Origin of the sequence: Halomonas sp. BL6 (assembly GCF_006228115.1) — a bacterium.
Classification (GTDB): Bacteria; Pseudomonadota; Gammaproteobacteria; order Pseudomonadales; family Halomonadaceae; genus Vreelandella; species Vreelandella piezotolerans.
In genome coordinates this window covers 432,755-457,341 of record NZ_VDGL01000003.1, presented here as the reverse complement: position 1 = coordinate 457,341, position 24,587 = coordinate 432,755, and the positions used below count along the sequence as shown (strand labels likewise).

At 57.3% G+C, this 24,587-nt stretch carries 21 protein-coding genes; 10 read left to right on the top strand and 11 right to left on the bottom strand.

The features are described 5' to 3' along the window. The first annotated feature begins 142 nt into the window (after positions 1-142). The 7 genes from FHJ80_RS08820 (at position 143) to FHJ80_RS08790 (ending at position 10,000) form a co-directional block, all read left to right on the top strand. A complete protein-coding gene (locus FHJ80_RS08820; protein ID WP_139526637.1) occupies positions 143-2,218 on the top strand; it encodes a type VI secretion system Vgr family protein in 2,076 nt (691 codons plus the stop codon). Beyond that, positions 2,203-3,027: a DUF4123 domain-containing protein gene (locus tag FHJ80_RS08815; protein WP_139526635.1), complete on the top strand. Its 825-nt coding sequence runs from the start codon at positions 2,203-2,205 to the stop codon at positions 3,025-3,027. The genes FHJ80_RS08820 and FHJ80_RS08815 overlap by 16 nt, the downstream gene beginning before the upstream one ends. Beyond that, positions 3,024-6,278: a hypothetical protein gene (locus FHJ80_RS08810; RefSeq protein ID WP_139526633.1), complete on the top strand. Its 3,255-nt coding sequence runs from the start codon at positions 3,024-3,026 to the stop codon at positions 6,276-6,278. The genes FHJ80_RS08815 and FHJ80_RS08810 overlap by 4 nt, the downstream gene beginning before the upstream one ends. Positions 6,279-6,305: 27 nt before the next feature. After that, positions 6,306-7,304: a tetratricopeptide repeat protein gene (locus FHJ80_RS08805; protein WP_218013973.1), complete on the top strand. Its 999-nt coding sequence runs from the start codon at positions 6,306-6,308 to the stop codon at positions 7,302-7,304. Further along, positions 7,304-8,311, top strand: a complete 1,008-nt coding sequence (locus FHJ80_RS08800) for a tetratricopeptide repeat protein (protein WP_255303900.1) — start codon at positions 7,304-7,306, stop codon at positions 8,309-8,311. The genes FHJ80_RS08805 and FHJ80_RS08800 overlap by 1 nt, the downstream gene beginning before the upstream one ends. 293 nt (positions 8,312-8,604) lie before the next feature. Continuing rightward, entirely contained in the window at positions 8,605-9,384 is a 780-nt protein-coding gene (locus tag FHJ80_RS08795) for a hypothetical protein (protein ID WP_139526631.1), read from the top strand. Between the two features lie 64 nt (positions 9,385-9,448). Beyond that, positions 9,449-10,000 (top strand): hypothetical protein, encoded by a 552-nt coding sequence (locus FHJ80_RS08790; protein WP_139526629.1) that lies wholly within the window; start codon positions 9,449-9,451, stop codon positions 9,998-10,000. A 250-nt stretch (positions 10,001-10,250) separates the two neighbouring features. On the opposite strand, the gene FHJ80_RS08785 is transcribed toward FHJ80_RS08790, so the two are convergent. After that, positions 10,251-10,685 carry a DUF305 domain-containing protein gene (locus FHJ80_RS08785; RefSeq protein ID WP_255303899.1) on the bottom strand — a complete coding sequence of 145 codons (435 nt, stop codon included), beginning with the start codon at positions 10,683-10,685 and terminating at the stop codon, positions 10,251-10,253. 160 nt (positions 10,686-10,845) lie between these two features. Between FHJ80_RS08785 and FHJ80_RS08780 the strand changes: the two genes are divergently transcribed. Next, positions 10,846-11,334, top strand: coding sequence for an NfeD family protein (locus tag FHJ80_RS08780; protein ID WP_139526627.1), 489 nt, complete (start codon positions 10,846-10,848; stop codon positions 11,332-11,334). A 1-nt stretch (position 11,335) separates the two neighbouring features. Next, a complete protein-coding gene (locus FHJ80_RS08775) occupies positions 11,336-12,385 on the top strand; it encodes an SPFH domain-containing protein (protein WP_044629248.1) in 1,050 nt (349 codons plus the stop codon). Between the two features lie 39 nt (positions 12,386-12,424). On the opposite strand, the gene FHJ80_RS08770 is transcribed toward FHJ80_RS08775, so the two are convergent. The 3 genes from FHJ80_RS08770 to FHJ80_RS08760 all read right to left on the bottom strand — a co-directional run bounded on the left by FHJ80_RS08770 (position 12,425) and on the right by FHJ80_RS08760 (position 15,528). Further along, the gene (locus FHJ80_RS08770; RefSeq protein WP_139526626.1) at positions 12,425-13,753 is read right to left on the bottom strand and encodes a DUF2252 domain-containing protein; all 1,329 of its coding nucleotides are present in this window, start codon (positions 13,751-13,753) and stop codon (positions 12,425-12,427) included. Positions 13,754-13,817: 64 nt separating this feature from the next. Then, the gene (locus tag FHJ80_RS08765) at positions 13,818-15,308 is read right to left on the bottom strand and encodes a sodium:solute symporter (protein ID WP_139526624.1); all 1,491 of its coding nucleotides are present in this window, start codon (positions 15,306-15,308) and stop codon (positions 13,818-13,820) included. Further along, complete coding sequence (locus tag FHJ80_RS08760; RefSeq protein ID WP_139526622.1) at positions 15,301-15,528, bottom strand: hypothetical protein; 228 nt, start codon at positions 15,526-15,528, stop codon at positions 15,301-15,303. The genes FHJ80_RS08765 and FHJ80_RS08760 overlap by 8 nt, the downstream gene beginning before the upstream one ends. A 103-nt stretch (positions 15,529-15,631) precedes the next feature. On the opposite strand from FHJ80_RS08760, the gene FHJ80_RS08755 reads away from it, so the two are divergent. Next, a complete protein-coding gene (locus FHJ80_RS08755; RefSeq protein WP_255303898.1) occupies positions 15,632-16,810 on the top strand; it encodes a glycosyltransferase in 1,179 nt (392 codons plus the stop codon). Positions 16,811-16,822: 12 nt separating this feature from the next. On the opposite strand, the gene FHJ80_RS08750 is transcribed toward FHJ80_RS08755, so the two are convergent. The 7 genes from FHJ80_RS08750 to FHJ80_RS08720 form a co-directional block, all read right to left on the bottom strand. Then, the gene (locus FHJ80_RS08750) at positions 16,823-17,851 is read right to left on the bottom strand and encodes a methionine synthase (protein WP_139526620.1); all 1,029 of its coding nucleotides are present in this window, start codon (positions 17,849-17,851) and stop codon (positions 16,823-16,825) included. Positions 17,852-17,876: 25 nt separating this feature from the next. Next, positions 17,877-18,854, bottom strand: a complete 978-nt coding sequence (locus FHJ80_RS08745; protein ID WP_139526619.1) for a DUF1852 domain-containing protein — start codon at positions 18,852-18,854, stop codon at positions 17,877-17,879. Between the two features lie 246 nt (positions 18,855-19,100). Further along, a complete protein-coding gene (locus tag FHJ80_RS08740) occupies positions 19,101-19,526 on the bottom strand; it encodes an N-acetyltransferase (protein ID WP_139526618.1) in 426 nt (141 codons plus the stop codon). Between the two features lie 49 nt (positions 19,527-19,575). After that, the gene (gene astB, locus FHJ80_RS08735) at positions 19,576-20,925 is read right to left on the bottom strand and encodes an N-succinylarginine dihydrolase (protein ID WP_139526617.1); all 1,350 of its coding nucleotides are present in this window, start codon (positions 20,923-20,925) and stop codon (positions 19,576-19,578) included. Beyond that, positions 20,922-22,394 (bottom strand): succinylglutamate-semialdehyde dehydrogenase, encoded by a 1,473-nt coding sequence (astD, locus tag FHJ80_RS08730; protein WP_139526915.1) that lies wholly within the window; start codon positions 22,392-22,394, stop codon positions 20,922-20,924. Before astD ends, astB begins: the two co-directional genes overlap by 4 nt. A gap of 81 nt (positions 22,395-22,475) precedes the next feature. Beyond that, complete coding sequence (gene astA / locus FHJ80_RS08725) at positions 22,476-23,507, bottom strand: arginine N-succinyltransferase (RefSeq protein WP_139526616.1); 1,032 nt, start codon at positions 23,505-23,507, stop codon at positions 22,476-22,478. Beyond that, positions 23,507-24,571: an arginine N-succinyltransferase gene (locus tag FHJ80_RS08720; RefSeq protein ID WP_139526615.1), complete on the bottom strand. Its 1,065-nt coding sequence runs from the start codon at positions 24,569-24,571 to the stop codon at positions 23,507-23,509. Before FHJ80_RS08720 ends, astA begins: the two co-directional genes overlap by 1 nt. Positions 24,572-24,587: the final 16 nt, after the last annotated feature.

Sequence of the window (24,587 nt, the reverse complement as noted above, 5' to 3'; positions counted from 1 at the left end):
GCGCATTTTGTAAGAGATTGCCGACACGGCTTGTAAGACATTGCCGCTTTGTCGCCTTGGCGGGTTGCAGTATCGATTCTGATGATTAACCTGAGCGTTTCTCATTTGTACTCATGAGCATTGAAACTTCCCAGGAGGGGGCATGGCACTCAGCACCGGACTGCACTTTACCGTGACGCTACCCGGCGTTGACGACGTGGCCGTGATCGACTTCACCCACCGTGAAGCCCTCTCCCAACCCTTCGAGCTAACGCTGAACCTGGCCAGCCGCGACGGCAGCCTCGATGCCGCCGAGTTACTCGACCGCGAGGCCAGCCTCACGATTTGGCAGGATGGCGAGCCACTGCGCCGGGTACACGGCATCATCAGCGAGTTTGGCCGGGGCGACCGCGGCCACCGCCGCACGTTTTACTCGCTGGTACTACGCCCCGCTCTATGGCGACTCTCGCTGCGCCACAACTCGCGCATCTTCCAAAAGGTCGACCCGCTGACCATCATCAATACCCTGTGCGACGAGCGGGGCATTACCGACGTAGCTTTTGCCGTGAACCGCGAACTGCCGGAGCGCGAGTACTGCGTGCAGTATCGCGAGACCGACCTGGCATTCATTGAACGTCTAGCCGCCGAAGAGGGGCTCTTCTACTTCCACGAATTCGAGGAGAGCGCTCACCGTCTGGTGTTTGCCGATGATCCGCAGGTGCTCACTAACCTGGGCGCACGCAGTTACCACAACCGCGCTGGTGGAACGGCCCCCAACCGCCATGTTCGCAAACTCAGCCACACGGCAAGAGTTGCCGCGGCCACCGCCACGCTAAAAGACTACAGTTTTAAAAAGCCTGCTTACGCACAACGACATGAACACCTGGGTCGCGATGTAGAAAACCATGGGCAGCAAGTCGATTACGAACACTACGACTATCCTGGCCGCTATAAACAGGACGCCTCAGGTAAACCGTTTGCCCGCATTCGCTTAGAACAGCTGCGTCGCGAGGCGATCGTCGCCAGTGCCGAAAGCGACCTCCCCGAACTCGCTCCCGGCCTGCGTTTCACACTGACAGATCACGATACTGACAGCCTCAACCGCGACTGGCAGGCCATTGACGTCCATCACGTCGGTGAGCAACCCCAAGCGCTGGAAGAGGATGGGGTTACGCAAGGGGATGCCAACGGCATGACCCGCTATTACAACCACGTCACGCTAATCCCTGGCGATACCCCCTGGCGCGCCACACCCAACCCCAAACCTCGTGTCGATGGCCCGCAAGTCGCCTTCGTGGTGGGCCCAGAAGGTGAAGAGATCCACTGCGACGAGCACGGCCGGGTCAAGGTCCAGTTCCCCTGGGACCGCTACGCCGAACCCAACGACACCGCCAGCTGCTGGGTACGCGTGGCCCAGGGCTGGGCTGGGGGCGGGTACGGCAGCATCGCCATTCCGCGTATTGGCCACGAAGTGATCGTGTCGTTTTTAGAGGGCGACCCGGACCAACCGCTGGTCACCGGGCGCACCTACCACGCGGTGAACACCGCCCCGTACCCGCTGCCGGAGCACAAGACCCGCACGGTACTACGCACCCAGAGCCACAAGGCCGACGGCTTCAACGAGCTGCGCTTCGAAGACGAAGCGGGTGAAGAGCAAATCTGGCTCCACGCCCAGAAAGACCTGGAGCTGCTCACCCTTAACGACCGCACCGAAGAAATCCGCCACGACAGCTTCTTGAAAGTTCAGAACGACCGCATCAGCGAGATTGGTAATGACGACCATCACACGGTGCACGGCAACCGCTTCGAGCACACCGAGGGCCAGCAGCACCTCACCATAGACGGCACGCTGCACATCAAGGCCGGGCAGGCCTGGCTCAGTGAAAGTGGCCGAGAACTGCACATCAAGGCAGGCCACAAGGTGGTGCTGGAAGCCGGTAACGAACTCACCCTGAACGCCGGGGGCAGTTTTCTCAAGCTGGACGGCGGCGGCGTGACGATGGTCGGCCCGAAGGTGCGGGTCAACGCAGGCGGCAGCCCTGGCAACGGCTCCGGGCAGGCAGTGGAAGGCCCGCTATTGCCGGGGCGGGCGGTGGCGGAAGTGCATGAAGCCATACCACCTACCTCGCTGCCCAAGCTAAAGGATTACCAGCTCAGCGAAGCAGCCATCATGCCGCTATGCGGCAAGATCAACGACACCCAGTGCAGTCGTGAGGATTGCCCATGTCTCGCTGGTTGAGCCAACTGGCGGAACGTACCCGCCACGCCCAAACGCTGACAGGCAACCTCACTGCGGGCCAGACCGCCTATATGGTGCTCGATCAACGGCGTGCTCCCGAACAAAGTCGAACTCTGCTGGCCTGCGAGGGCAAGCGCGATTTTACGAGCCTATTTGCAGGCACCGCTTTATCGCCGTTGCTGGACGCCAGCCCTTGGCTGCTAGAACTCAGCGTGGGCAGTGCCGCTTGGCGGCATGCCCAAACCCTCTGCCACCAGCGCCTGGGATGGGTGTGCCAGCCTGCCCCTGACCAGACACTACTTAGTCTCGCCAACTACCTTCAGACGTTATTTGTGCTGGATGACCCGCAGGGGGGCAAATCGCTCATCAACCTTCAGCAGCCCTCCGTTTGGAGTGCGTTGCTGGCCAGCGCACCCCCAACTTGTTACGCCCAGTGCTCGTTACTCCTGGGCCAGGTGGCCACGCCCACGCCACAGAGCCAATGGCTCCTCTGGCAGCCGGGCACATCCGAAGAGCCTGCCACCCCCACCTGGTCACTGACGAGCGATATGGAAACCGCCCTGAAGGAGAGCCAGCAAGCGTGGTGGCTGAGCCGCATGACAGAGACGCCACTCACCTCTTTACCCGCTGTATGGCTGGCTCGCATGAACACCCTGGTGAGCGCAGGCATCAGCCGCTCTGATCATTTGAAACGACTGCTACCGCTGATGACGGATGAAAGCGATAGGCGGCATGAGCAGTTAGACGACATTCTCCACTCCCACCTTCCTACACGCCAAAAAGTACAGCAGTTGGAGCGCCTGTTATGAGTGCCGAGCAAACCCAAGAGCGCCATTTGAACCCTGTGGTGGTGAATGTGTTCGAACCACCCGAATCTGATGGTGAAAGCGCTGGTGAAAACGCAACGCATGTCTGTCAGGAGCAGTGCTGGGCCGATATTTTGTATCTACCCGGCACCCATACGTTTTGGCTGCTGACAGAAGAGGTCTCAGACATACTGCTGGAGGCCGCCGAGCAACTGAAAGCGTGGACCCAGGAAGAGGACGCATTCGAGCGACTTCGCCTGCTCAATGATGAAGCGGGCCTGATGGAGTGCCTGTTACCGACGAGAGCCGAAAATTTTCTCGACGAGAGCGAGCGAGCGCGTTACCAATCTTGTTTCGAGCAGTTGATAGACATCACGACCGATGACGAAGCCACACTTGAGGAACAGATCGCACATCAACGCTCTTTTCTGGAAAGCCTTTGGCAGTTGACCACGCCAGCACTACTGAATCAATTGGCGCGCCACCTGACCAATGCCGAAGCGGTGCGGCTGGAAAGTGAACTACGTGACCTTTATCAAGCAGGTTTGCAACGCGCGCAGGAAGCGGGCTACAGCGTAGAAGGCGAGCGCTATTACGGCCCTTGGGAAGCCGAGATTGCAGAAGCATTGGAAACCTACCGCACGTGCCGAGCGGCGGCGCAGCGTGAATACCATTTCAACCCAGGCAGCGAAGGAGAAGCTACGCCTTTTTCACTGCAAGAGGTGCTCGCCGAGTATCAAACCTTCATCCGCTTATGTGAATCCATGCCCCCTGACGAGGCTGCGCAGGCGTGCCGTTTCGTGGGCTACGTACAGCAGTTGTCAGAGCATCAAGAAAGCAAATACACCGACTACCTCAATAGCATCTTGACGCTCGCTTCCCTGGGCATTGCCACGCCTGAACTGGCCCTATCGTTCACGGAGGATGGCGCTCCACCATTAGAAGACGGCGTCAGCGCCTTCGATACCTACTGCCGCACTCTGAAGCAAAGCGTTGAGCTGCACCGTGCGGTCGAGGAAAAACTCAGCGAGTGGGAAAGCGGTACGGCAGGCCAAGCCAAGCTGCCTATCTTTTTGTTCGAGCAGGAACGGCAGCTCTATGAAAGTATTCAGGAAGAATTAGGTGATCTATTCCAGCAAGCGGATGCTGCCATTAAAAAAATGGAGCCCAACCGCGTATTGATTTGGCACACCGATATCGAAGATGACCGTCATGCCATGGGTTATCAGAAGCGTCAGATCGAACTGCTGGTGCGTCGCGACTTCCCCTTGAGAGAGTTCAGCTCTCCTCAGGCGGATCAATCGCTTAGCCACCTCAGCCTGTACCAGTTGATGCCCGCCATGACGCCCATCGAGCGGCAACGGCTAGACGCGGCGATGAGCGCGGATGGCGTGCTGCCCGCTCAGCTATGGGAGTCACTGGAAACGGCGCTTTCGCAGTGGCTACGCGGGCGTGGGTGTGAACCCATCGAGCACCGAGGTGAGTGGCACGATGACCCATTGGGATTCTTCCAGCCTGAGCGTTTTTTCGCCTACCTGGAGGAACAAGGGCATGACATCACCTCTCTAAACGGCGACAGCAAGGAACGCTGGGGAGCCGCCTTGCAGAAAGTGCTCTTTACGGGGCCAGGGCGGGAACAGCTACGCCTGTTTGATGCCAGCGCTCAGGCACAAATGATGCGACTGGTCGGCATGGCCCGATTCGACCTTAACGAACCACGTAGTGACGACGAACGCGATACGCCATGGGAAGTGGTCGCCCAGCAACCCACACTCACCTTTTTCGACGCTGATCTTGAAATGAGCAGCGGGGGCAGCAATGGGCTTTCTACAACACGGCGCGATGAGCTAGCCATTAAAAAGCCTTCTAATGGACAATGGCAGCTAGATGAGAGCGACCCGAACAAGACGGCAGCCTCGGTGGCCTACCGCTGGGAGGCCAAGGGTACCTTCAGCCTGGCACGGGGAGAGCTGCCTTTGGGGCGTCTGGTGCTACCCCGAGAAGAGCAGGCCCAGCAAGTCGTTGCCACCTTGAATGAAGTGAACGAGCAGCGTGAACTGGGCCGCTATGTAGTCGTCGTGGATGCCGTAGCTAAAGGCTTTGCCGGGGCCAGCTTGGCACTGGCCACTGAGACAGGCTTTTCGCTTGGCGAAGACGGGCTCAGTATTACTGGGATTGACTGGGCAAAACGGGAAGCCGAGGGCGCGACCATCGAAGCCTTCGCGGGGGCTAAGCTGGGCGTCGAAACCCGTTGCTCGCTGAGCTGGGAGCCCCCCGCGAACCTGGAACGCCTCCTCCCCGGTCGCGCAGCGCTCTCCGACATGAGTATGGCCAATCCCAATCAGTCACTCACTGGGTGGCGCAGTCTGGGTACTGCCACCCTGGCGGTGGAGCTTGCCGCAGGCTTGGGGGGGACACTCGGTTTCGCGCTGGGCATGCAGAACGGTAAGTTCGTGTTGCGCATGGCCGCACGTGTCGTCATTGGTAAAGGCGCAGGGGGTGGGCTCTCGGTAGAGCTGGATGTCGATAGCCTGGACCTGTGGCTCGCCATGCTCCATCGCGCCATGGTGGACAACAACTACGTGAAGCCCGAGTGGATCGACGAAGAGGCTTACGAAAGCATGAGCTGGCTGGGCTACCTCGCTACCACGACCCTGCTGAACGTCGGTCTACTGGCCGCACGAGGACAAGCCGGTATTGAACGGCTCTACAACGCCATGACGGGTGGCCAAAATGCGGGGCCGATTGCATATGTAATTGTTAATGACCCAAGACAAGACAAAATGCGTGACTGGGTGCAGCAATTAACCCCAGAAGGGCTCGGAGCACTGCTATATCTACTCGTTAGTGAGCCAAGGGCATTTGAAGTAGAAGAGCCCGGCAGGGGCAGGAGTGCCGGAAGAATCCAACGCTTTAGTTCTCAGGAAGCACTGGATTTTCAGCAGATGGCCATTGCCAACTGCTTGGGCTGGATAGTGGAAGGCGTCACCATGAGCGTTTACGGCCCGCTTTGCCGCTTCAGCCGCGAAGACCCCACCCCTTCACAATACCTGTTTACCAAAGCAGTGGTCAGAATGACCGCCAACGGTCAACCGCCCCATAATTATCCAGACACCGCTTATCATAACCATAAGCTGGCCTTGGATCGTTTTATGGAACGGATATCAGGCACTGATAATCCTGATGTTCCTGGTTCAAAGATTGATTATCGCAGGTACGTTGCTGGCCTAGGGACTGACATCTGTGCCAGTTAATAAGATGGCTATGAAAGGAATGACATCATGCGATCAATTACCCTGACAATGTTAGCCGGTTTAACGCTAACGTCCTTTCTGTCCCACGCCTGGGCTCCGAATGACGAGGCGCAAGCTGCCAAGGATGAAGGCATGCGGCTATGGGGTATTCATCAGTGGGAAAAGATGCAACCTCCACTAGAAATAGCCGCAGCCAGTGGTGACGTAGAGGCAATGTATTACCTAGGCGAGGCTAATAGACTACTTAGCCGTGGGCTATCTCAGGCCGCCTTGGACTGGTACTACCAAGCTGCCCAACACGGTGAACCTTATGCCATGCTGCGCCTGTTCGATGGCGGCGCCTGTGAATTAGGCGATGTCTGCCCCGAAAACGGTGATGACTGGCCACAGGCGGCGCTGGAACTGACCTTACCCAAGGCCGAGGCGGGTGATCCTGAGGCGATGTCCGTCCTGTATGACATCTACTTCTACGTCGAAGAGCCCGACGAAGAAAAAGCCATGGAGTGGTTACTGCGCGCCGCCGAGGCAGGCCATGTGGAATCAATGAACTTACTCGGCAAAATTGCCCGTAACGATGAAGATAGTTATGCCAACGACACTGAGCGCTTGGAAGCGGCAGAGCCATGGTTCCGCCAAGCCGCAGAGGCGGGCTATGCACCTGCCATGCATAACCTCTCATCTGTATTAAACCACCTAGGCCAGCCCGAGGAATCATGGGAATGGGTCAACAAAGCTTCCGATGCAGGACATATTTACGGACGAACCTGGTTGGCTGCCTGTAACATTGCACCTGATTGGGAAGAGTTGACTCTATGTAATTCTGCTACCGCCCCAGAGCCAGCAAAAGGCTGGGCGATTTTCCTTGCTATACATGAAGAGGTCCCCGGCACTTCTTCAGAACGATCACTGCGTGTTTATCGGGAAAGCGTCACCCCAGAACAGCGCGAGGAAGGAGAGCGCATGATGGATGAGTGGCTGAACCTCGAACCGCCTCTCTCTTATTTCCCAGAAAAGTTTGGCCCCTGATGCGGTTAATTCAACGCTCCGTGATATTCGCCGGACTAACGCTGACAACGTTCATGTTTCCGCACGCCTGGGCACTGGATGACGAGACGCAAGCTGCCAAGGATGAAGGCATGCGGCTATATGGTATCAGTAGACCACAAACAGCTATATCTTATTTAGAACAAGCAGCAGTGGCTGGTGATGCAGAGGCGATGTATTACCTGGGCGAAGCGAACCGCCGTTTGGTGATGGGTGGCATGAACCAAGCCGCCTTGGACTGGTACTACCAAGCAGCTCAACACGGTGAACCCTACGCCATGCTTCGCTTGTTCGATGGCGGTGCCTGTGAACTAGGCGATGTCTGCCCAGACAACGGTGACGACTGGCCTCAGGCGGCACTGGAGCTTACCCTGCCCAAAGCCGAAGCGGGTGACCCTGAGGCGATGTCCGTCCTGTACGACATCTACTTCTACGTCGAAGAGCCCGATGAAGAAAAGGCCATGGAGTGGTTACTGCGCGCCGCTGAGGCAGGCCATGTGGAATCCATGAACTTACTCGGTAAAATCGCCCGTAACGATGAAGAGAGTTACGCCAACGACGTGGAGCGCTTAGAAGCCGCAGAACCATGGTTCCGCCAAGCGGCAGAGGCGGGTTATGCACCAGCAATGAATAATTTAGCTGCTATTCTGACCAATTTAGGACGCAACGATGAAGCTTGGGAGTGGATAACAAAGGCTTCTGAAGCAGGACATATAAATGGCCGCCGATGGATAGTGGCTTGCCATATTGTGCCTGATGAAGAGGGGCGGAACTTATGTAACTCTGCACCAAAGCCAGATCCAGCCCAAGGATGGGCAATGATGCTGGCAATCCAAGAAGAAGTGCCAAACACATACTCAATAGCGACCACTCAGCGTTTTGGTGAACAAATCCCCCCAGAACAGCGCGAGGAAGGAGAACGCATAATGGATGAATGGCTCAACCTCGAACCGCCCCTCTCTTACTTTCCAGAGAAGTTTGGACCCTGATGCCGTTAATACAACGCTCTGGCTGGCGGGCAGAGTTAGCAGGGCTAACGCTGACAGCGCTCATGGCGCCGCTCGCCTGGGCGCTGGATGACGAGACGCAAGCTGCTAAATAGCAAGGTATTGGCTGTAGGTCTCCAACAATGAAAAAAGTTATCTCTCATGCAAGTGCAGCTGAAAAAAATTAAAAATGATTCTTTGGCTGAACGCAAGTATTGCCTGGCAAACCACAAGGGAGCTCCTATCTAATTTTTACTTAAAAACCAACAGCATAAACACCTCAAAAAGCATGCGAAATGAATTTAACCAAGAAGATAAAGACCTATTCTTTAACACTTCAAAATCACAGCAAAAACATCATCAAGGATGAGAAGAAAATGAATTTTTGGATAAAACTCATTACCCTAATTATTATCACAATACTTTTGGCAGGATGTTCAAAGGAAGAGCGTGAAGCAAACAGCCTACATGAGTCCTTAATGAAAGATATTGAAGCAATCGATGCGTTAGAAAACAACACTTCTATCATCGAAAAGCTTACAATCTATAGTCAAGCGAAACACAAAATAGAAAGACTTCGTACACGCTATGCAGCTACCAAAAAAGGTGAAGAGCTTCTCGAAAACTCAATCCTTTCATCTGACTTGACTGCCGAGGATATAATATCAGAAGCATTAGCGCTCGAAGACAGGGCATCAGATGAGCTTTCTGAAATTCAAATACAGCGTATTATCATTGATGCAATACCCACACCTGAAATTCGCAACCACCGTTTGGAAAGCCATGGGATATCGCTGGCTAGACAAGGAAACATTGAAGAAGCTAACGAAGTTATTCCCAGTTTACAAAATTCGCTAAGCATAGCTATCGTGCAACTGGAAGTTGCCAAAGCGTATCATAGAAACAGCAATATTGAAGCGGCTAAAAATATTTCGTTAGAAGCTAGCGATACAATTTCACAGTATAGTCTAGATGAACAATTCTGCAGCACAATCAACTGTGAAAATGAAGAAGCAAGAAAAAGATTTGTAGAGGCCGAATTGCGGCTGTTTAGGTCTGAGCTCTACTCATCTTAATATCTTAATAAAATTTTACGCCAACTATTTCTCGGTTGGCGTTCAACCGGCGAGCTTTTTTAAAATGAAACTCAAGATCATTATATTTTCAATAGTAGCGACGTTTTCAGTATCAATATTTTTATACATGCAACCAAAAGGGCCTCCCCCTCACCCTACAATGACCAACTTCATTGAAGCTATTAAGAATCAAGATCATGAGCAAGCAACATTGTACTTGCTTTCATCTCACAATAGAGAGATATACCGTAAAAAATATGTGAGAGAAAACAAAACCAATGAAAGCGATCAGTCTTATCAAATGGATTTCGATGGAGCGTGGCCATCTTATTCAGAAGCTAGCCAGACGAGTATTAACCCAAGAGAGTGGATCGAAGATAAAATAACACAGCTTAACTGGATGGCCAACAATCTTCGAGTTAGCTGGAGAAAAATGCATCCAAAAGAATGTAAAGAATTTTACCAGTCTAGACAAACCTTGACATGTGAATATTCTAATGAGGCACGAATTTGGTCACCTAATAGATTTCATAGAACCTATGAGATGAAGTTAAATTATGATTATGAAGAAGACCGGATTATTTCTTACTGGGTTTACCCAAAAAGTCAGCAATAATAGTAGCGAACTAAAAAATCAGCTGACACGAAGTTAACAATGGAGGTGGCTCTTAGGCACTGAAAAGTTAGGAAAAAGCAGCTAAGAAAAAATAAAGCTGAGAGACTATCTCACAAAAAGACATGCAACTCCCGCTTGGACTCACAAAAGAGCGGGAGTATCGAGGCAACATACCTCTTTAAATAATGAATCGCGCATTATTACAGAGTCAAACAATTAATTCTTTAGCTCACCCTACTCAATGCTTGCGTTAATACCCTTGCCTAGCCAACCACGCTTTCAAGAAAGCAATTTCACTCTCTTGGGCGGCAATAATGTCCTCGGCCAGTTGACGAATTTCGTCATCTTCGCCGTGCGCCAGCACAATTTCTGCCATGGCGATAGCGCCCTCATGGTGTGGAATCATGCCCTGCGCAAAGTCCACGTCGGGTTGGCCGGTAAACGCCATATTCATATCGTTGTGCATGCGATCATTTGCGGCTCGATAAGCGATAACAGCAGGGTTGTCGCTATGGGTAGCGCTGTGCTCTCCCCCATGCTGCTGATGGCCGCCATGCCCCTCTTCTGTGTGATGGTGCGCATAGCTATTCGAGGAGATTAAAAAGCCTGACAGCAAACAAAGGCTCAGTACCGGCATCACACGTGGCTTTGCAGACACCGCCCGAAGTGCAACATAACGAAACATAGACTTCTCCTGATGAAGGAACGCGTGATCGCGTGTCACAACCATTAACACTTACCAATAAAGCCGAACGAAGTGTAAAACCTATAGGCAGCCCACAGGTCAATATGGGCTAAGTGCGTTACTCTGTTAAACAATCTTTTTCGTCATTCATGGAGTCAATATGGATTGGAACCCTGCTTACAGCTGGCTGGTGCTCGCCTTGCTGTTGAGTCTTGCCGAACTGACCTCGGGCGCCATGGTGCTGTTGGCGCTCGGCATCGCGGCGGCGCTGACCGCCGCCGTCACGGCATTGGGGCTATCGCTGCCCTGGCAGTTGCTCAGCATGGGCATCTTTGCGGGCGTGATGGTGCCGGTGAGCGTGATGGTGATTCGGCCACGCTTCTCCCCCAAAGGGGTTGCCTACGGCACCACCGGGACCGGCGTCGAAAAAGGCAACCGCTATACCACGCTTTTACGAGAGTATGATCAGGCCACCGGCATTAAAGTAAACGGCGATTTTTACCGTTTACGTGTGCTCGAAAGTGGCCAAACCGAGCTGCCCGAAGGCACTCAGGTCGTGTTCAGACGCTTTGAAGGCACGACCGCGCTGGTGAATTTAACGTCATTCGTCACGGATGATCATTCACGTGCCCCCACTCAGGAGTCTTAAAATGGATTTACCGATAAGCCCCGGCCTACTGATTAGCCTGATCATCGTCGTCATCGGCATTTTGATCATTTCGAAAGGCTTGGTGATCGTTCGCCAATCGGAAGTGATGGTGATCGAGCGTCTCGGCTCTTTTCACCGCGTGCTGGAGAGCGGTATCAACATCATCATTCCGTTCATCGAACAGCCCCGCGCCATCACTATGCTGCGCTATCGCAAAATGGGCGAGGAGTACACGGCCATCACCACCGATGAGACCCGCATCGACCGCCGCGAGACAGTGATGGATTTCCCCGGCCAACCCGTGGTGACCACGGACAACGTCACCGTGCGCATCAACGGCGCGCTGTATTACCAGATCATCGATCCCAAGCGGGCGGTCTATGAAGTCGAGAACATGAGCCAAGCCGTCGAGGTATTGGCGAAAACCACGCTCCGCTCGGTGGTGGGTAAGATGGAGTTGGATAAACTGTTCGAGTCCCGCGCGGAGGTCAACAACGAGATTCAGGCGGCGATGGAAGAGCCCGCCTCCAAGTGGGGCGTCAAGATCTCCCGTGTGGAAGTGCAGGATATCGCCATGCCGGAAGAGGTCGAGTCGGCCATGCGCCTGCAGATGGCAGCCGAGCGGAAGCGTCGCGCCACCGTGACCGAAGCCGAGGGTGAAAAATCGGCCGCCATTGCCATGGCCCAAGGCCAGCGTGAATCCGCCATCTTGAATGCCCAGGGCGATAAAGAGTCTGCCATTCTGCGCGCCCAGGGTGAGCAGGAGTCCATCAAGCTGGTGCTGAGCGCTATTGGCGATAGCGAAGAGAACAAGCGCACGGTGGTAGGTTACCTGCTTGGCCAAAGCTATATCAAAGTGTTGCCCACGATGGCGAAAGACGGCGAGCGAGTCTTCGTGCCTTACGAATCTTCGGCTCTGCTGGGCTCCATGGGCATGTTCCGTGAAATGGCAGGCTCCCCAGAAGACACCGTGTCTCATCATTTAAAAAGCCGCTCCGGTCAGGAAAGCGGCTTGAGAAGTGGCATCGTCGGTGGTGCCAGTAGCAGCTAACGCGTTAAGTATTAAGCCACTGGCACGGCACTACTCAACCTATGATGCCGTGTCGTTGGCTTGAAAATGCTCCATGAACACTTGGTAGTCTTGAGTAACACAGTCGGCATAGGCCTTAGCAAGCGTTGCGACCACGCCAATAAACTGCTCCTCACGCCCTTCTAATCGCTGGCATACCGCGTTGGCAAACGGTGCGGCTTTGCCTCGGTTAAGCGCCTGCGCGCCGCGCAGGTGTTCCCGGGCCAGAATCTCACCCCACTGCCGTGCCAGCTTGCGGTAGGCTTTACCGCTAGAAAGCTTATGGGTGGGATAGTCTTTTTTGAACGGTGATCGCTCGCGTACCGAAAACACCTTGCCGTTCATGGTCAACCAGCCAAGGTAGGCATCCGGGTGTTCGGCAATGGCATGGAACGCCGCGGCATGGCGAATGCCTTCATTGGGAAATAGCTTGCGCCACGCCTGCTGCTGCGCTTTGTCCATCAGGCGGTAGGCTTCTGGCGTGATCTGCTCTTTAATGTCTAGGATCACATCGTCGTGCTCGTGATCCGCACCGCCTTCGATCAGCACATAGTATCGCTCGACGCCCAGCGACCCGGTGCCGGCATCCAAACGCCGTGCGGTGTCTTTGACGAAGAAGTGCTGCGGGTCGCTCTCCTTGATGGGGTGCTGCAGCGTTTGCTGGTACTCCTGCTCGATGATGCGGCGTAGCTGGCTTGCTACATCGGCAGGCAGATTGGCGAGCTTGCCGGGGCGCTCGGCAAAGTGACGTCCTTTGTCGGGGTCAAGAGTCGTCCACTTCTCCAGCATGCGCGCCCGGCTTTGTTTATCGGCTACTTTACCCATAAAGGATTTGAGCGGGTCTTTCGCGCTGTCGAGTGTTACCGCATAAATCGGCCGCTCTTCATCACGGTACGCACTCAGCGTCTCCATGTAGCCTTCCAGCAATTTTTTGAGCGCTTTATCCACCGCTTTGGAGCTTAACTCAGCGTTCTCACAGGCATCCAACACGAGACTGATAGCTAGCCGCCACACGTCGTACTGATAATCCCCAATGAGCGCATCATCGAAGTCATCCATGCCGTAGCGTACTTGGTCATCGTGATGGCCGTAAGCGCCAAAGTTGTAGGCATGGGCATCGCCTTGTAGCCATGTTTGAGTATTGGGCCAGCCGCCGAACAGCGCGAAGCGCCAGTCGTGCCAAACATCCTGCCAATACAGATGGTTGGAACCGCGAAAGAAACGATAAGGAGAGGCTGCCATTTTGGCGTATTTCGCCTGCCGATGCGCCGCGCTCAGCGACGCATTCGCCTGTTGAATGGCCTCGATGACCTGTTGAGGGCGGTTATGTCCAGTCAATGCATGGCTCATTGCAGTGCCTTTGTCAGTGCATTAAAACGCTCTGAGATAAGCGTAGACGATGGACGTTAACAGATTAAGACACCCGTCTGCCCAAACGCGTCAGTCCGCGAGGGGCTGAAATGCGAAAGAAACGCTCGACCACCTCTTCACACGTAGCAGGCGTCACCAGCGACACCAGCACGAACAGCGGCAAATTGACCATGAGCCCCCAAAAACCGGCATGAATGCCGAGCGGGTGTCGCCATAGCGTGGTGAATGCCACCGTCACAACGAAACCGCCCAGAATGCCCGCCATGACGCCCAACCTAGAGGCGCGAGGCCAAAAGAACATACCAATGAACGCAGGCAACACCTGCGACGCAAAACCAAGCCCTACCAGCAGAATCATTACTAGGCTACCCGGCTCGGCAATCGCCAACGGCGCAATCAGCAAGAACATGATGGGTAGAATCAAAAGCCGCGCCAACTGGGCGGTGACACCCTCCGAGAGCTTCAAAAGCGGCTGCAGCACGTCTTTGCTCACCGAGAGAGAAACCGAGTGAATGAATGGCTCGCTGGAGGACATGGAGGCTGCCAGGGTGCCCGCGCCCAGCAGCCCCACCAGCACCACGGGCAAGTGCTGCGTGGCGTATTCCAGCACCACGATATCTGCCCGCGCCAACTCCGGCAGAGAGAAAATACCGATGAACCCCACCACCACCATGGGCAGAATCACCACGTAATAGGTAGGCAGCCACGTTGCGCTACGACGCAGGGTACGTGCGGAGGAGGCGCTCATCCACTGCGTCCACACTGGGGGCATGAACGACAGCATCGACACGATGATCGAAGTGGTCCAGAAGCTAACACTCATATCGCCACCTGCGCCGGGTAGGGTCAAAAACTCAGGGTGCTCGGCAGCGATACGTTCGAACACCCCGGCAACACTCAGCCCGCCGGTGGCGCTGTGTACGGCCCACAGGCCTACCGCCCAGGCCACCGCCAGCATCAGCACACCCTGGAACGCGTTAGTGCGGCCTATCGCCCGCTGCCCGCTGGCGTAGAGATACACGGCTATACAAGTCAGCACCAACAGCACGCCTAGCCAAACGGGTAACAACCCGCCGCTCATAACAAACAGGATATAAGCGGAACCAATGGTTTGTAGCACTGCGTAGGCCACCGAGCCCACCGCCATCACCAGCGCGGAGAGCGCCCCTAGCGCAGGGCTTTGATAACGGTCGGCAATGGCGCTTGCTTGGGTCACATGGCCAAACTGCTCGCCGAACTGCCACACCTTCGGCCCGAAGTACCACGCCACCAGCGCTAAATAGGCCAAATAAACCGCCACATAAAATACCGCCACGCCCTTGGAGTAGGCCCAGCCCGGTGCGCCCATGAAGGTGTAAGCACTCACACTGCCCGCCGCGATCAGTAAGTAGAGGGTCACTGGCCCCATACTGCGCCCAGCCACGCCCCACTCTTCTAGCGTATTCATAGAGCGCCCCGCCCGTGCGCGAAGGCCGATCAACATGGCGGTGGCCACGTATAACAGCGTGATCACTAACGGCCAGGCACTATTCATGGTCGTCTCGCTCTACAATGCGATTGCCCACCAGCATGACCGCTACGCAGGAGAGGATGATCACATAGCTCCACACCACCATCAGCGGCAGCCCCATTACCAGCGTGGCCCGATTGACCAGGCCGATCACCGGCCATGTGCCTGCTAGCACCAGCATCATAAAGGCAATGAAAAGCCCCCAGCCCGCCCAGGACGTGGGCAGCACAAAAATACGTCGCATGTCATATCCATCATGATGAAAAGAAGTCGACACCACCACGGCTGTCATGGCGGTGTCACGGCGCGTTGCCATACTGGCAGCCACCCTAGCCGTTAAGTCGTTCATGATGAAGATTTTAATGCTTTCCGACGTCTATTTCCCTCGGGTGAACGGCGTGTCGACGTCGATCGAAAGCTTTCGGGGGGCGCTGGAACGCCAGGGACATCAGGTGAACCTCATTTGCCCTCGCTACACCGACCACGACGAGGCGGGGCCTCAGATTTGGCGCATCGACTCGCGCGGGGTGCTCGGCGACCCGGAAGACCGCATGATGCGCTACCGCGCCATCATGGCGCTGGCGACGAGACTGCAAGCCAACGAATTTGACCTAATTCATATCCACACGCCCTTCGTAGCCCACTACGCGGGCGTGGCACTGAGCAAACGGCTTGGGATCCCTGTGATCGGCACCTACCACACGCTGTTCGAAGAGTATTTGCACCACTACGTGCCGTGGCTACCCCGCCGCTGCCTGCGTTTTGCCGCTAGGCGCTTTTCGGTACACCAGTGCCAGCAACTCGCGACCGTCGTGGCGCCGTCATCGGCCATGGCTGCCGCACTGAATGCCTATGGCGTTCGTACGTCCGTCGCCACCATCGCCACGGGTTTATCGCTTACCCGCTTTACCACGCAAACCGTGGGCGCCCACTTTCGTGAGCGCCACGGACTTCCGAAGCACGGTCGACTACTGCTCTTCGTGGGGCGTGCGGCACACGAGAAGAACATCGGTTTTTTGATCGATATGCTGCCCGAAGTGCATCGGCACCACCCAGAGACCCACTTGGCGGTCGTGGGCGAGGGCCCTGCCTTGGCATCGCTCAAGCAGCAGGCCGAATACGCGGGGCTTTTAAATTCCGTTCACTTCCTAGGCTACCTGCCACGCGATGGCGCGCTACAGGACGCATATCGAGCAGCCGACGTCTTCGTGTTTGCCTCGCGTACCGAAACTCAAGGCTTGGTGTTACTGGAAGCTTTGGCGCTGGGCACCCCCGTCGTCTCGACCGCCATCATGGGCACCCAGGATGTTCTACAGCAGGACGAGGGCTGCCTAATTGCCGAAGAACACCGTAGCCACTTCGCCGAACAGATCAACCGGCTGCTCGACGATGACGCCCTTCGCACACGCCTCGCCCAGCGAGGCCGCATCTACGCCCAGCGCTGGAACGAGGATACCCAAGCGGAAATGCTAGTCAGCCTGTATCACTCTCTGTGTCCCAATGCATGGGGGTCATCACCCGCCTAATGGCCAAGCCGACTATCGAGAAATCTCCTGCCGCACGATCGCTGCGCCAGCGCTCAGCGCCTGCAGCTTACCCTGGGCGACTTCACGAGGCAGGGGCGTCATACCGCAGTTGGTGCAGGGGTAGAGCTTGTCGGCATCGACGAACTGCAGCGCCTTGCGCAGCGTGTCGGCGACCTCTTCCGGCGTCTCGATGGCGTGGGTGGCCACGTCGATGGCCCCGACCATCACCTTCTTGCCGCGAATCAGCTCGATCAGCTCCATCGGCACGTGGGAGTTCTGGCACTCCAGCGAAACGATGTCGATGTTCGACGCCTGAAGTTTGGGGAAGATCTCTTCGTACTGGCGCCACTCCGACCCGAGGGTCTTCTTCCAATCGGTGTTGGCCTTGATGCCGTAGCCGTAGCAGATATGCACGGCGGTCTCGCACTCGACCCCTTCGATAGCTTTCTCCAGGGCGGCGATACCCCAGTCGTTCACCTCATCGAAGAAAACGTTGAAGGCGGGCTCATCGAACTGAATGATGTCCACGCCCGCCGCTGCCAGATCACGGGCTTCCTGGTTGAGGATCTTGGCGAACTCCCAGGCAAGCTTTTCGCGGCTCTTGTAGTGGCCATCATAGAGCGTATCGACCATGGTCATGGGCCCGGGCAGCGCCCACTTGATCGGCTGGTCGGTCTGCTGGCGCAGGAACTTGGCATCCTCGACGAAGACCGGCTTCTCACGCGCCACGGGGCCAACCACCGAAGGCACGCTGGCGTCGTAGCGGTCGCGGATCTTGACGATCTCGCGCTGTTCGAAATCGACGCCGTTCAAGTGCTCGATGAAGGTGGTAACGAAGTGCTGGCGAGTCTGCTCACCGTCGCTGACGATGTCGATACCCGCCAAGCGCTGATCGTGCAGCGATACCCGCAGTGCATCCTGCTTGCCTTGGGTCAGCTCCTCGCCCTGCAGCTTCCAGTCCGACCAGAGTTTTTCGGGCTCGGCCAGCCAAGCGGGCTTGGGCAGGCTTCCGGCCGTCGATGTGGGCAGCAATGTCTTCATAACGATATCCTTGGTAAACAGTGAATCAAAGGGCGACATCGGCCGACCAGCGCTCGAGCACGTGACGAAAAGGTTCGATGAAATAGCGCTCGGCAAACTTGCCCTGCTCGACGGCTAACTGGCTACGCTCTTCGCGGTCGTACTCGATACGGGTCAACGAGTAGTCCTGATGGGTCAGATGCGGCTGATAGACCTTACCTGCCGCCGAGTTAGCGTTGTAAATTTCTGGACGATAGATCTTCTGGAACGTCTCCATGGTGCTGATGGCGCTGATCAGTTCGAGATCGCTGTAATCGGCCAGCAGATCGCCGGAAAAGTAGAACGCCAGCGGTGCCACGCTATGGGGCGGCATGAAGTAACGCACCTGCAGGCCCATCTTGGCGAAATAGAAATCCGTAAGTGACGATGTGTCGTTCACGTATTCGACGCCCAGCACCGGGTGGCGATTTTCCGTCTGGCGATACACCTTGTTGCTGGAAACGCTGAGACAGATCACCGGCGCCTTGCTGGCAACGGATCGATACGCCTCGGAGTCGACGAAACGCTTGAACAGCTTGCCGTGAAGATCGCCAAACCCCTCCGGAATACCAAATTCCGACCGCTCCTTGTTGTGCTCCGAGAGCCACACGCTGAAGTCGTAGTCGCGGACGTAGGAGGAGAAGTTGTTCCCCGTCATGCCCTCGATGCGTTTGTCGAGATGCCGATCGATGATGGTCGTCTTCAACATCTCGATCGCCGGGAAGGTAGTGCCTTCAGCCGCCACGCTCAGCTCACCGGTAATGATCTCCAGCTCAACGGCGTAGCGGTCTGCCTTGGGGTTATCCCAATGGGCCAGGGTATTGAAGCGATTGCCGATCATGGTCAGCGCGTTACGCAGGTTTTCCCGGCAGCGCTCCCCCCTGGCGAGGTTAGCGAAGTTGGTCGTGGTACGCGTGCTCTCGGCAGGACGGTAGTTTTCGTCGAACCGGACGCTCTTGATGTCGAAGGTAAAGTCGTAGCTCATCGCGAACAGGCACCCTGTTGGTCGAGATTGGCGACGGCGCTGCCAGTGAACAAGCAACATCCATCGAAGCGAATGCGCCCTTTATGCCAGACCACGCAGATGAATGAAAAGCGATATCGGCTCAAATAAAAATGAATTAAATTCATGTCACGAAAAGCACTTGCCCTGGCAGGGCGGATGTTGCCCAGCAGGCGTCCATCGCGGGCAGCAGTCAGGACTCGGGCATGACCGCCGGGAGAAGGTGATTTAACGCAGTGTTCGCTGCATGGTGATGACATCGCCGTCGGTTCGACACACTCGAAACCCCAGGCGCTGATAGAGATGGCGGGCAGGGTTGATACGAAACACGCGCAGACGCAGTGAGGCGACGTCGGCCTGCCGAGCGAGATCCTCGACGTAATGGATGGCCGCCGTACCTAACCCTCGCCGCTGCCATGGAGGATCGATCTGCAATTCGCGAATGTCGTAAGCAGTGTCGTCGCGATAAAGACACAGCAGCCCGACGCGCGAGGTGTTCACGCAGAGTTCGATGCTGTCCATCTCGCCCCACTGCTTAGCGAACAGTTGGGTATCCCAGTGCCATCCCAACCGTTCGTAGTAAGCCGTCATGTTGCGACGAATGAGCGTTTCAGCAAAGGTCCTATCGTTCGTCGCGCGGAATACCGGCGTCATAGCTTCTCGCTCTATCGCCGACAAAAGGTGGATGAAGGACCTGCAACCGTTACCCCAACTGGAAGGGATACACCGAGCCAATGTTCAGCAGCTGCGTCAGCTCATCCAGCGCGGTGAGCACCTCCGTCGCGAGCTGCGGATCGGCCAGGTCGTCGGTGGCGAGGCGGTCGCGGTAGTGGCGGCTCACCCAGGCGGTGAGGTCGTCGTAAAGCGCATCATCGAGCAGTACCCGACCGCTGAGGGCAGCCCGCTCGGCCTCGCTGAGCACCACGCGCAAACGCAGGCAGGCGGGGCCACCGCCGTTGCGCATGCTCTGCTTCACGTCCTTGACGATCACTTCGCCAATGGGGTTATTGCCTGCCAGGATGAAGTCCTTCAGCGTGCGCCACACGGATTCCCGCTCCTGGCACTCGCTGGGCACCACTAGGGTCATGGTGCCATCCGGGTTGGAGAGCAGTTGCGAGTTGAACAGGTACGACGCTACCGCGTCTTCCATGCTCACCGCTTCCACCGGCACCCGGACAGGAATCAGCGGCGTGCTCATCTTGGCGCGCAGCTCGTTAAGCGTGTGCTCTTCATCAAGAAATGCCATTTCGTGGTAGAGCAGCACCGGGCCGTTGCCCACGGCAATCACATCGTTGTGGAACACCCCGGCATCGATGGCCTCGGGATGCTGCTGAGCAAATACGGTCTGGGCGTCGCTCAGCCCGTGCTGGCGGGCCACCGCCTGGCTGGCTTCCAGCGTTTGCCGGGCCGGATAACGCTTGGGCTCGTTCCGCCCGCCGCCAAACGCCTGTCGGCCATACACGAACAGGTGCACGCCGGGCTCGCCATACTCACCGCACAGCCGGGTGTGGTTGGCCGCCCCTTCATCGGAAAACGCGGGGGTGGCGGGCAGCACCGGGTGGTGGGCGAAGTGCTGCTCATCGCGGAAAATCGCCTGGAGCACGCGCCCCGTGGTGCGCGGCTCCAGGTAGCGGTGGAAACTCGACTGCAGGTTGGCCGGGGTAATGTGCATCCGACCATCGGGTGCATCCACGCTAGGCGTAATGGTGCCCGCGTTGGCGGTCCACATGCTGGACGCCGAGCACACGGCTCGCAAAAGTTGAGGGTCTTGTGTCGCGGCACGTGCCAGCATCTCACGGTCGCTGCCGGTGAAGCCCAAGTCGCGCAGCGCGCCCAAATCGGGGCGCTGCTGAGGAGGCAAAACGCCCTGGGCGTAGCCCGCGTCCATCAGCGATTTCATCTTGGCCAGCCCCTGCAGCGCCCCCTCTTTGGGGTTCGAAACCAAGCCGCCGTGGCTCATGGAGGCCACGTTGCCGTGGGCAAGCCCCGAGTAGTTGTGGGTCAGCCCTACCAAGCCATCGAAGTTGACTTCCCGGATGCTGTTCAGGCTCATAGATGGACTCCCGGTGGCAGGGTTTCGGGCATTTCCAGGCTTTCGGCCTCCATGGAGGCGACCGGGTAAGCGCAGTAGTCTGCGGCGTAGTAGGCACTGGGGCGGTGGTTGCCGCTGTCGCCCACGCCGCCGAAGGGCGCATCGCCCGAGGCACCGGTGGTCTGGCGGTTCCAGTTGACGATACCGGCGCGGATACGCAGCAGGAAGTCGTCCCAATCCGCCTGCTCGCCCCCGATCAACCCAGCCGACAGGCCATAGCGGGTGTCGTTGGCCAGGGCAAGCGCCTCATCCCAATCCGTATAGCGATGGACTTTCAGCAGCGGGCCGAAGTGCTCCTCGTCGGGCACGTTCAACCCCGTCACGTCGATCAGCGCGGGGCTGAGCAAGCTAGTGCCCTCTTTGAGGCGCTGCATACGATTGATCACCGTGCCGCCCATGGCTTCCAGTTCATCCTGCGCCTTGAGCAGGCCATCGGCGGCGACAACGCTGACCAAGCCGCCATAGAACGGCGCAGGCTCCTCGTCGAACTGCCCCGCCACGTGCAGCTTGGCGATGGCATCCGAAAGCGCATCGATGAGGTGGTCGCCCACCTCCCCCTGGGGCACAATCAAGCGGCGGGCGCAAGTGCAGCGCTGCCCCCCTGAGAGAAACGCCGACTGGAGAATCGTCAGCACGGCAGCGCGCTCATCCTCCACATCCTTCACCACCAGCGGATTGTTGCCGCCTAATTCCAGCGCGAGGATTTTATCCAGCTGCCCGGCAAACTGCTGCTGCAGCATGCCACCCACTTTGGCACTGCCGGTAAACAGCAGACCGTCGATACCGGGGTGGGCAGAGAGCGCCTGTCCCACGGCCACACCGCCCTGCACGAGGTTGATCACCCCAGCAGGCAGCCCGGCTTCTATCCAGCACTGCAGGGTGAGATCCGCGGTGAGCGGGGTTTGGTCGCTGGGCTTGAACACCACGGTGTTACCCGCCAGCAGCGCAGGCACCATATGGCCATTGGGCAGGTGGCCAGGGAAGTTATAGGGGCCAAATACTGCCATGACGCCGTGGGGGCGATGACGAAGGACCGCTTTGGCACTGCCGACGGCTTTTTCACGCTCCCCGGTGCGCTCGTGGTACGCCTTGATGGAGAGCGCGATTTTACCAATCATCGCACCTGCTTCGGTGCGGGCTTCCCACAGCGGTTTGCCGGTTTCCGAGGCAATGGCAATAGCTAAGTCTTCTCGTCGAGCGGTGACGACCTCGACAAACCGCTCAACCAGCGCCTGACGCTCAGCAAAAGGCGTACGTGCCCAGGCCGGGAATGCCGCTCGCGCCGCCTCCACCGCAGCGCCGACTTGGCTGCTGGAAGCTGCCGCTCCTTGCCAAAGCAGCATACCCGCCACCGGATCATGCTTGGTAAAAGGCTCGGCGTTGCCGACGACCCAAGTGCCGTTGATCAGTTGTTGCTGCTGGGCATGCATGTTCTCGGTGTGCATCATGCTCTCCTTTACTGAATTTTTGTCGTCGTTCGCACGGGTAGAGGGACGTTCCAGGCGTTCATGTTAGGTTTCCAGCAGGCGAACGACGTCGCCGGTGGAAACCCCTAGCCGATCGGCCTCATCGGGGGTGAGCACGATCGTGCTACTGTCGGCAGGGCCACGGCCGATCCAGCTCGCGGTAAAGTTCAGCATCTGGGTAGATGCCGCCAACCAGCGGCTAACGCTCTCTTGCGGCGCGTTAGGTGACACTTCCACCTGATAAAGCTGGGAGTTGCGAATCGCCCGCACGTCATCGATGTAGGCTTCTACCGTAGGGCCACCGTCGAAGATGTCGATATAGCCTTCCCAGCGCAGCCCCTCTTTTTTGAGCATTTCTAATGCCGGTCGGGTGTGCCGGTGCACCTGACCAATACACCCCCGCGCCTCTTCCGACATAAAAGTGGTGTAGATCGGGAACTTGGGCATCAGCTCGCCGATGAAGCTCTTCTGGCCCAGGCCGGTCAAGCGGTCGGCTTCGTTGAAATCCATGGGGAAGAAGTGTTTCCCCAGGCTCTCCCAGAAGGGACTAACGTTGTTCTCGTCGAACACGCCGCGCATCTCGGCCAGCACTTTCTGCGGAAAGCGGTCGCGAAACTGGGCAATGAACAGCCAGCGCGCTTTGGAAAGCAGCGCCCCGTTACGCAGGTGCTTGTTGGCCTCGCCGCGATACTCCGGACGCAGAAACAGCGAACACACTTCGGCGTCGCCGGTGTGGTCGGAGCTCAAGAATAGCGTGTCGATGGTGCGATGCAGATCGAGCTGTACCGACGAGTGCGCCAGCGTACCCAACCGGTAGTTATAGAACGGCACTTCCCGCCCTACTTGGCCCTCAATGGCACAGCAGCCCGCCAGTTCACCATTAGTCTCATCTTCCAATACGAAGAAGTAGAGACGGTCGTCTACCGGCGTGCGCTCTTCGAAGGCGCGGGCGGCGGACTCGATTTTACCGGCCAAAAACTCGCGGTTATCCGGCAAGGAGGTAAAACCAACGCCTGCCTGCTGCGCAAGTGCCTGGAGCCCATCCAGATCATCACGGGCAATGGGTCGAATGCGCATTACATCTCTCCTTCATCGAGCGCGTCCACGGCGCTGGGCAGACTCAGCGGCGCGGCCAGCACCGCCCGTCCCTCTTCGACGCCCAAACGCGCGGCATGCTGCGGCGAGAGCATCAGCTGCCCCGTGGGCGAGAGCGCGTAGCGCGCGACGATGCATCGGAAATCACTCAGCGTTTGGTTGGCAATCATCGCCGGTTCGGCATCGGGTAGCGCGTGCTCGGGGCGTATCCGTACCGGGTGCCAGGCGGCGCGGCGGAAGGTTTCCAGGCGCTCGCGCTCGGCTTTGACGATGGGGCCTGCATCGAAAATATCCACGTGTCGGGAGCGCACGAACCCTTCGGCCAGCATTTCGCCCAGCGCCTCTTCATGGGCAGGATGCTCGCGGCCAATGGCAGCACGGGCCTGGGGCGTGAGCAGTGGCAAATAGAGCGGAAACTGCGGCATCACCTCGGCAATGAAGCTCTTTGAGCGCACGCCCGCTATGTGATTCATTTCTTGGAAGCTGCGGGCAAAAAAGTGGCGGCCCACGCTCTCCCAAAAGGGGGACTCGTTCTGGCTATCCAAATAGCCGGGGAAAGCCACCGCTAATATCCGCGAGAAACGCTCCGGGTACTGGGCAATAAACATCAGCCGCGCCCGGCGCAGAAGGCTCTCGGCGCTGGTGCCCTTGTAGCGCGGGTCGAGCGACAGTGCACAGAGCAGTGTGGCATCCGAGGCTTCATGAGAGAGCGCCAGTGTTTGCACCTCACGGCGCACGTTGAGCTGCTGCGATGCGTGAATCAGCGTCTCTTGGCGGTAGGTGTAGTAGGCCTCGGCAGCCCCCGCCTGGGCGCGGATGGTGGCCGTCCCCAGCACCTCGTTGCGGCTATCGTCCGCCAGCACGAACATATAGTGCTCGTTACCGGGGTACTCGATCTCGCTCTCGAATGCTTCTTGGGAGCGCACGATGCGCTCCTCGAGGCGATCCCGATTGGCGGGCAGGTTGGTAAGCCGAGGCACCGCATGCTCTGCCAATTGCTCCAAGGCGGGAAGGTCAGCCAGCGTGACCGGTCGGATTACCAACATAGTTAACGCCCCCTCT

Excerpts from the sequence above, each read along its gene's own strand:
- FHJ80_RS08820 (WP_139526637.1), top strand. The coding sequence starts at position 143 with ATGGCACTCAGCACCGGACTGCACTTTACCGTGACGCTACCCGGCGTT.
- FHJ80_RS08805 (WP_218013973.1), top strand. The coding sequence starts at position 6,306 with ATGCGATCAATTACCCTGACAATGTTAGCCGGTTTAACGCTAACGTCC.
- FHJ80_RS08740 (WP_139526618.1), bottom strand. The coding sequence starts at position 19,526 with ATGACGCCGGTATTCCGCGCGACGAACGATAGGACCTTTGCTGAAACG.
- FHJ80_RS08775 (WP_044629248.1), top strand. The coding sequence starts at position 11,336 with ATGGATTTACCGATAAGCCCCGGCCTACTGATTAGCCTGATCATCGTC.
- FHJ80_RS08810 (WP_139526633.1), top strand. The coding sequence starts at position 3,024 with ATGAGTGCCGAGCAAACCCAAGAGCGCCATTTGAACCCTGTGGTGGTG.
- astA (WP_139526616.1), bottom strand. The coding sequence starts at position 23,507 with ATGCGCATTCGACCCATTGCCCGTGATGATCTGGATGGGCTCCAGGCA.
- FHJ80_RS08750 (WP_139526620.1), bottom strand. The coding sequence starts at position 17,851 with ATGAAGACATTGCTGCCCACATCGACGGCCGGAAGCCTGCCCAAGCCC.
- astB (WP_139526617.1), bottom strand. The coding sequence starts at position 20,925 with ATGAGCCTGAACAGCATCCGGGAAGTCAACTTCGATGGCTTGGTAGGG.
- FHJ80_RS08780 (WP_139526627.1), top strand. The coding sequence starts at position 10,846 with ATGGATTGGAACCCTGCTTACAGCTGGCTGGTGCTCGCCTTGCTGTTG.
- FHJ80_RS08785 (WP_255303899.1), bottom strand. The coding sequence starts at position 10,685 with ATGTTTCGTTATGTTGCACTTCGGGCGGTGTCTGCAAAGCCACGTGTG.
- FHJ80_RS08760 (WP_139526622.1), bottom strand. The coding sequence starts at position 15,528 with ATGCGACGTATTTTTGTGCTGCCCACGTCCTGGGCGGGCTGGGGGCTT.
- astD (WP_139526915.1), bottom strand. The coding sequence starts at position 22,394 with ATGCATGCCCAGCAGCAACAACTGATCAACGGCACTTGGGTCGTCGGC.
- FHJ80_RS08770 (WP_139526626.1), bottom strand. The coding sequence starts at position 13,753 with ATGAGCCATGCATTGACTGGACATAACCGCCCTCAACAGGTCATCGAG.
- FHJ80_RS08720 (WP_139526615.1), bottom strand. The coding sequence starts at position 24,571 with ATGTTGGTAATCCGACCGGTCACGCTGGCTGACCTTCCCGCCTTGGAG.
- FHJ80_RS08800 (WP_255303900.1), top strand. The coding sequence starts at position 7,304 with ATGCGGTTAATTCAACGCTCCGTGATATTCGCCGGACTAACGCTGACA.
- FHJ80_RS08815 (WP_139526635.1), top strand. The coding sequence starts at position 2,203 with ATGTCTCGCTGGTTGAGCCAACTGGCGGAACGTACCCGCCACGCCCAA.
- FHJ80_RS08765 (WP_139526624.1), bottom strand. The coding sequence starts at position 15,308 with ATGAATAGTGCCTGGCCGTTAGTGATCACGCTGTTATACGTGGCCACC.
- FHJ80_RS08755 (WP_255303898.1), top strand. The coding sequence starts at position 15,632 with ATGATGAAGATTTTAATGCTTTCCGACGTCTATTTCCCTCGGGTGAAC.
- FHJ80_RS08795 (WP_139526631.1), top strand. The coding sequence starts at position 8,605 with ATGAATTTAACCAAGAAGATAAAGACCTATTCTTTAACACTTCAAAAT.
- FHJ80_RS08790 (WP_139526629.1), top strand. The coding sequence starts at position 9,449 with ATGAAACTCAAGATCATTATATTTTCAATAGTAGCGACGTTTTCAGTA.
- FHJ80_RS08745 (WP_139526619.1), bottom strand. The coding sequence starts at position 18,854 with ATGAGCTACGACTTTACCTTCGACATCAAGAGCGTCCGGTTCGACGAA.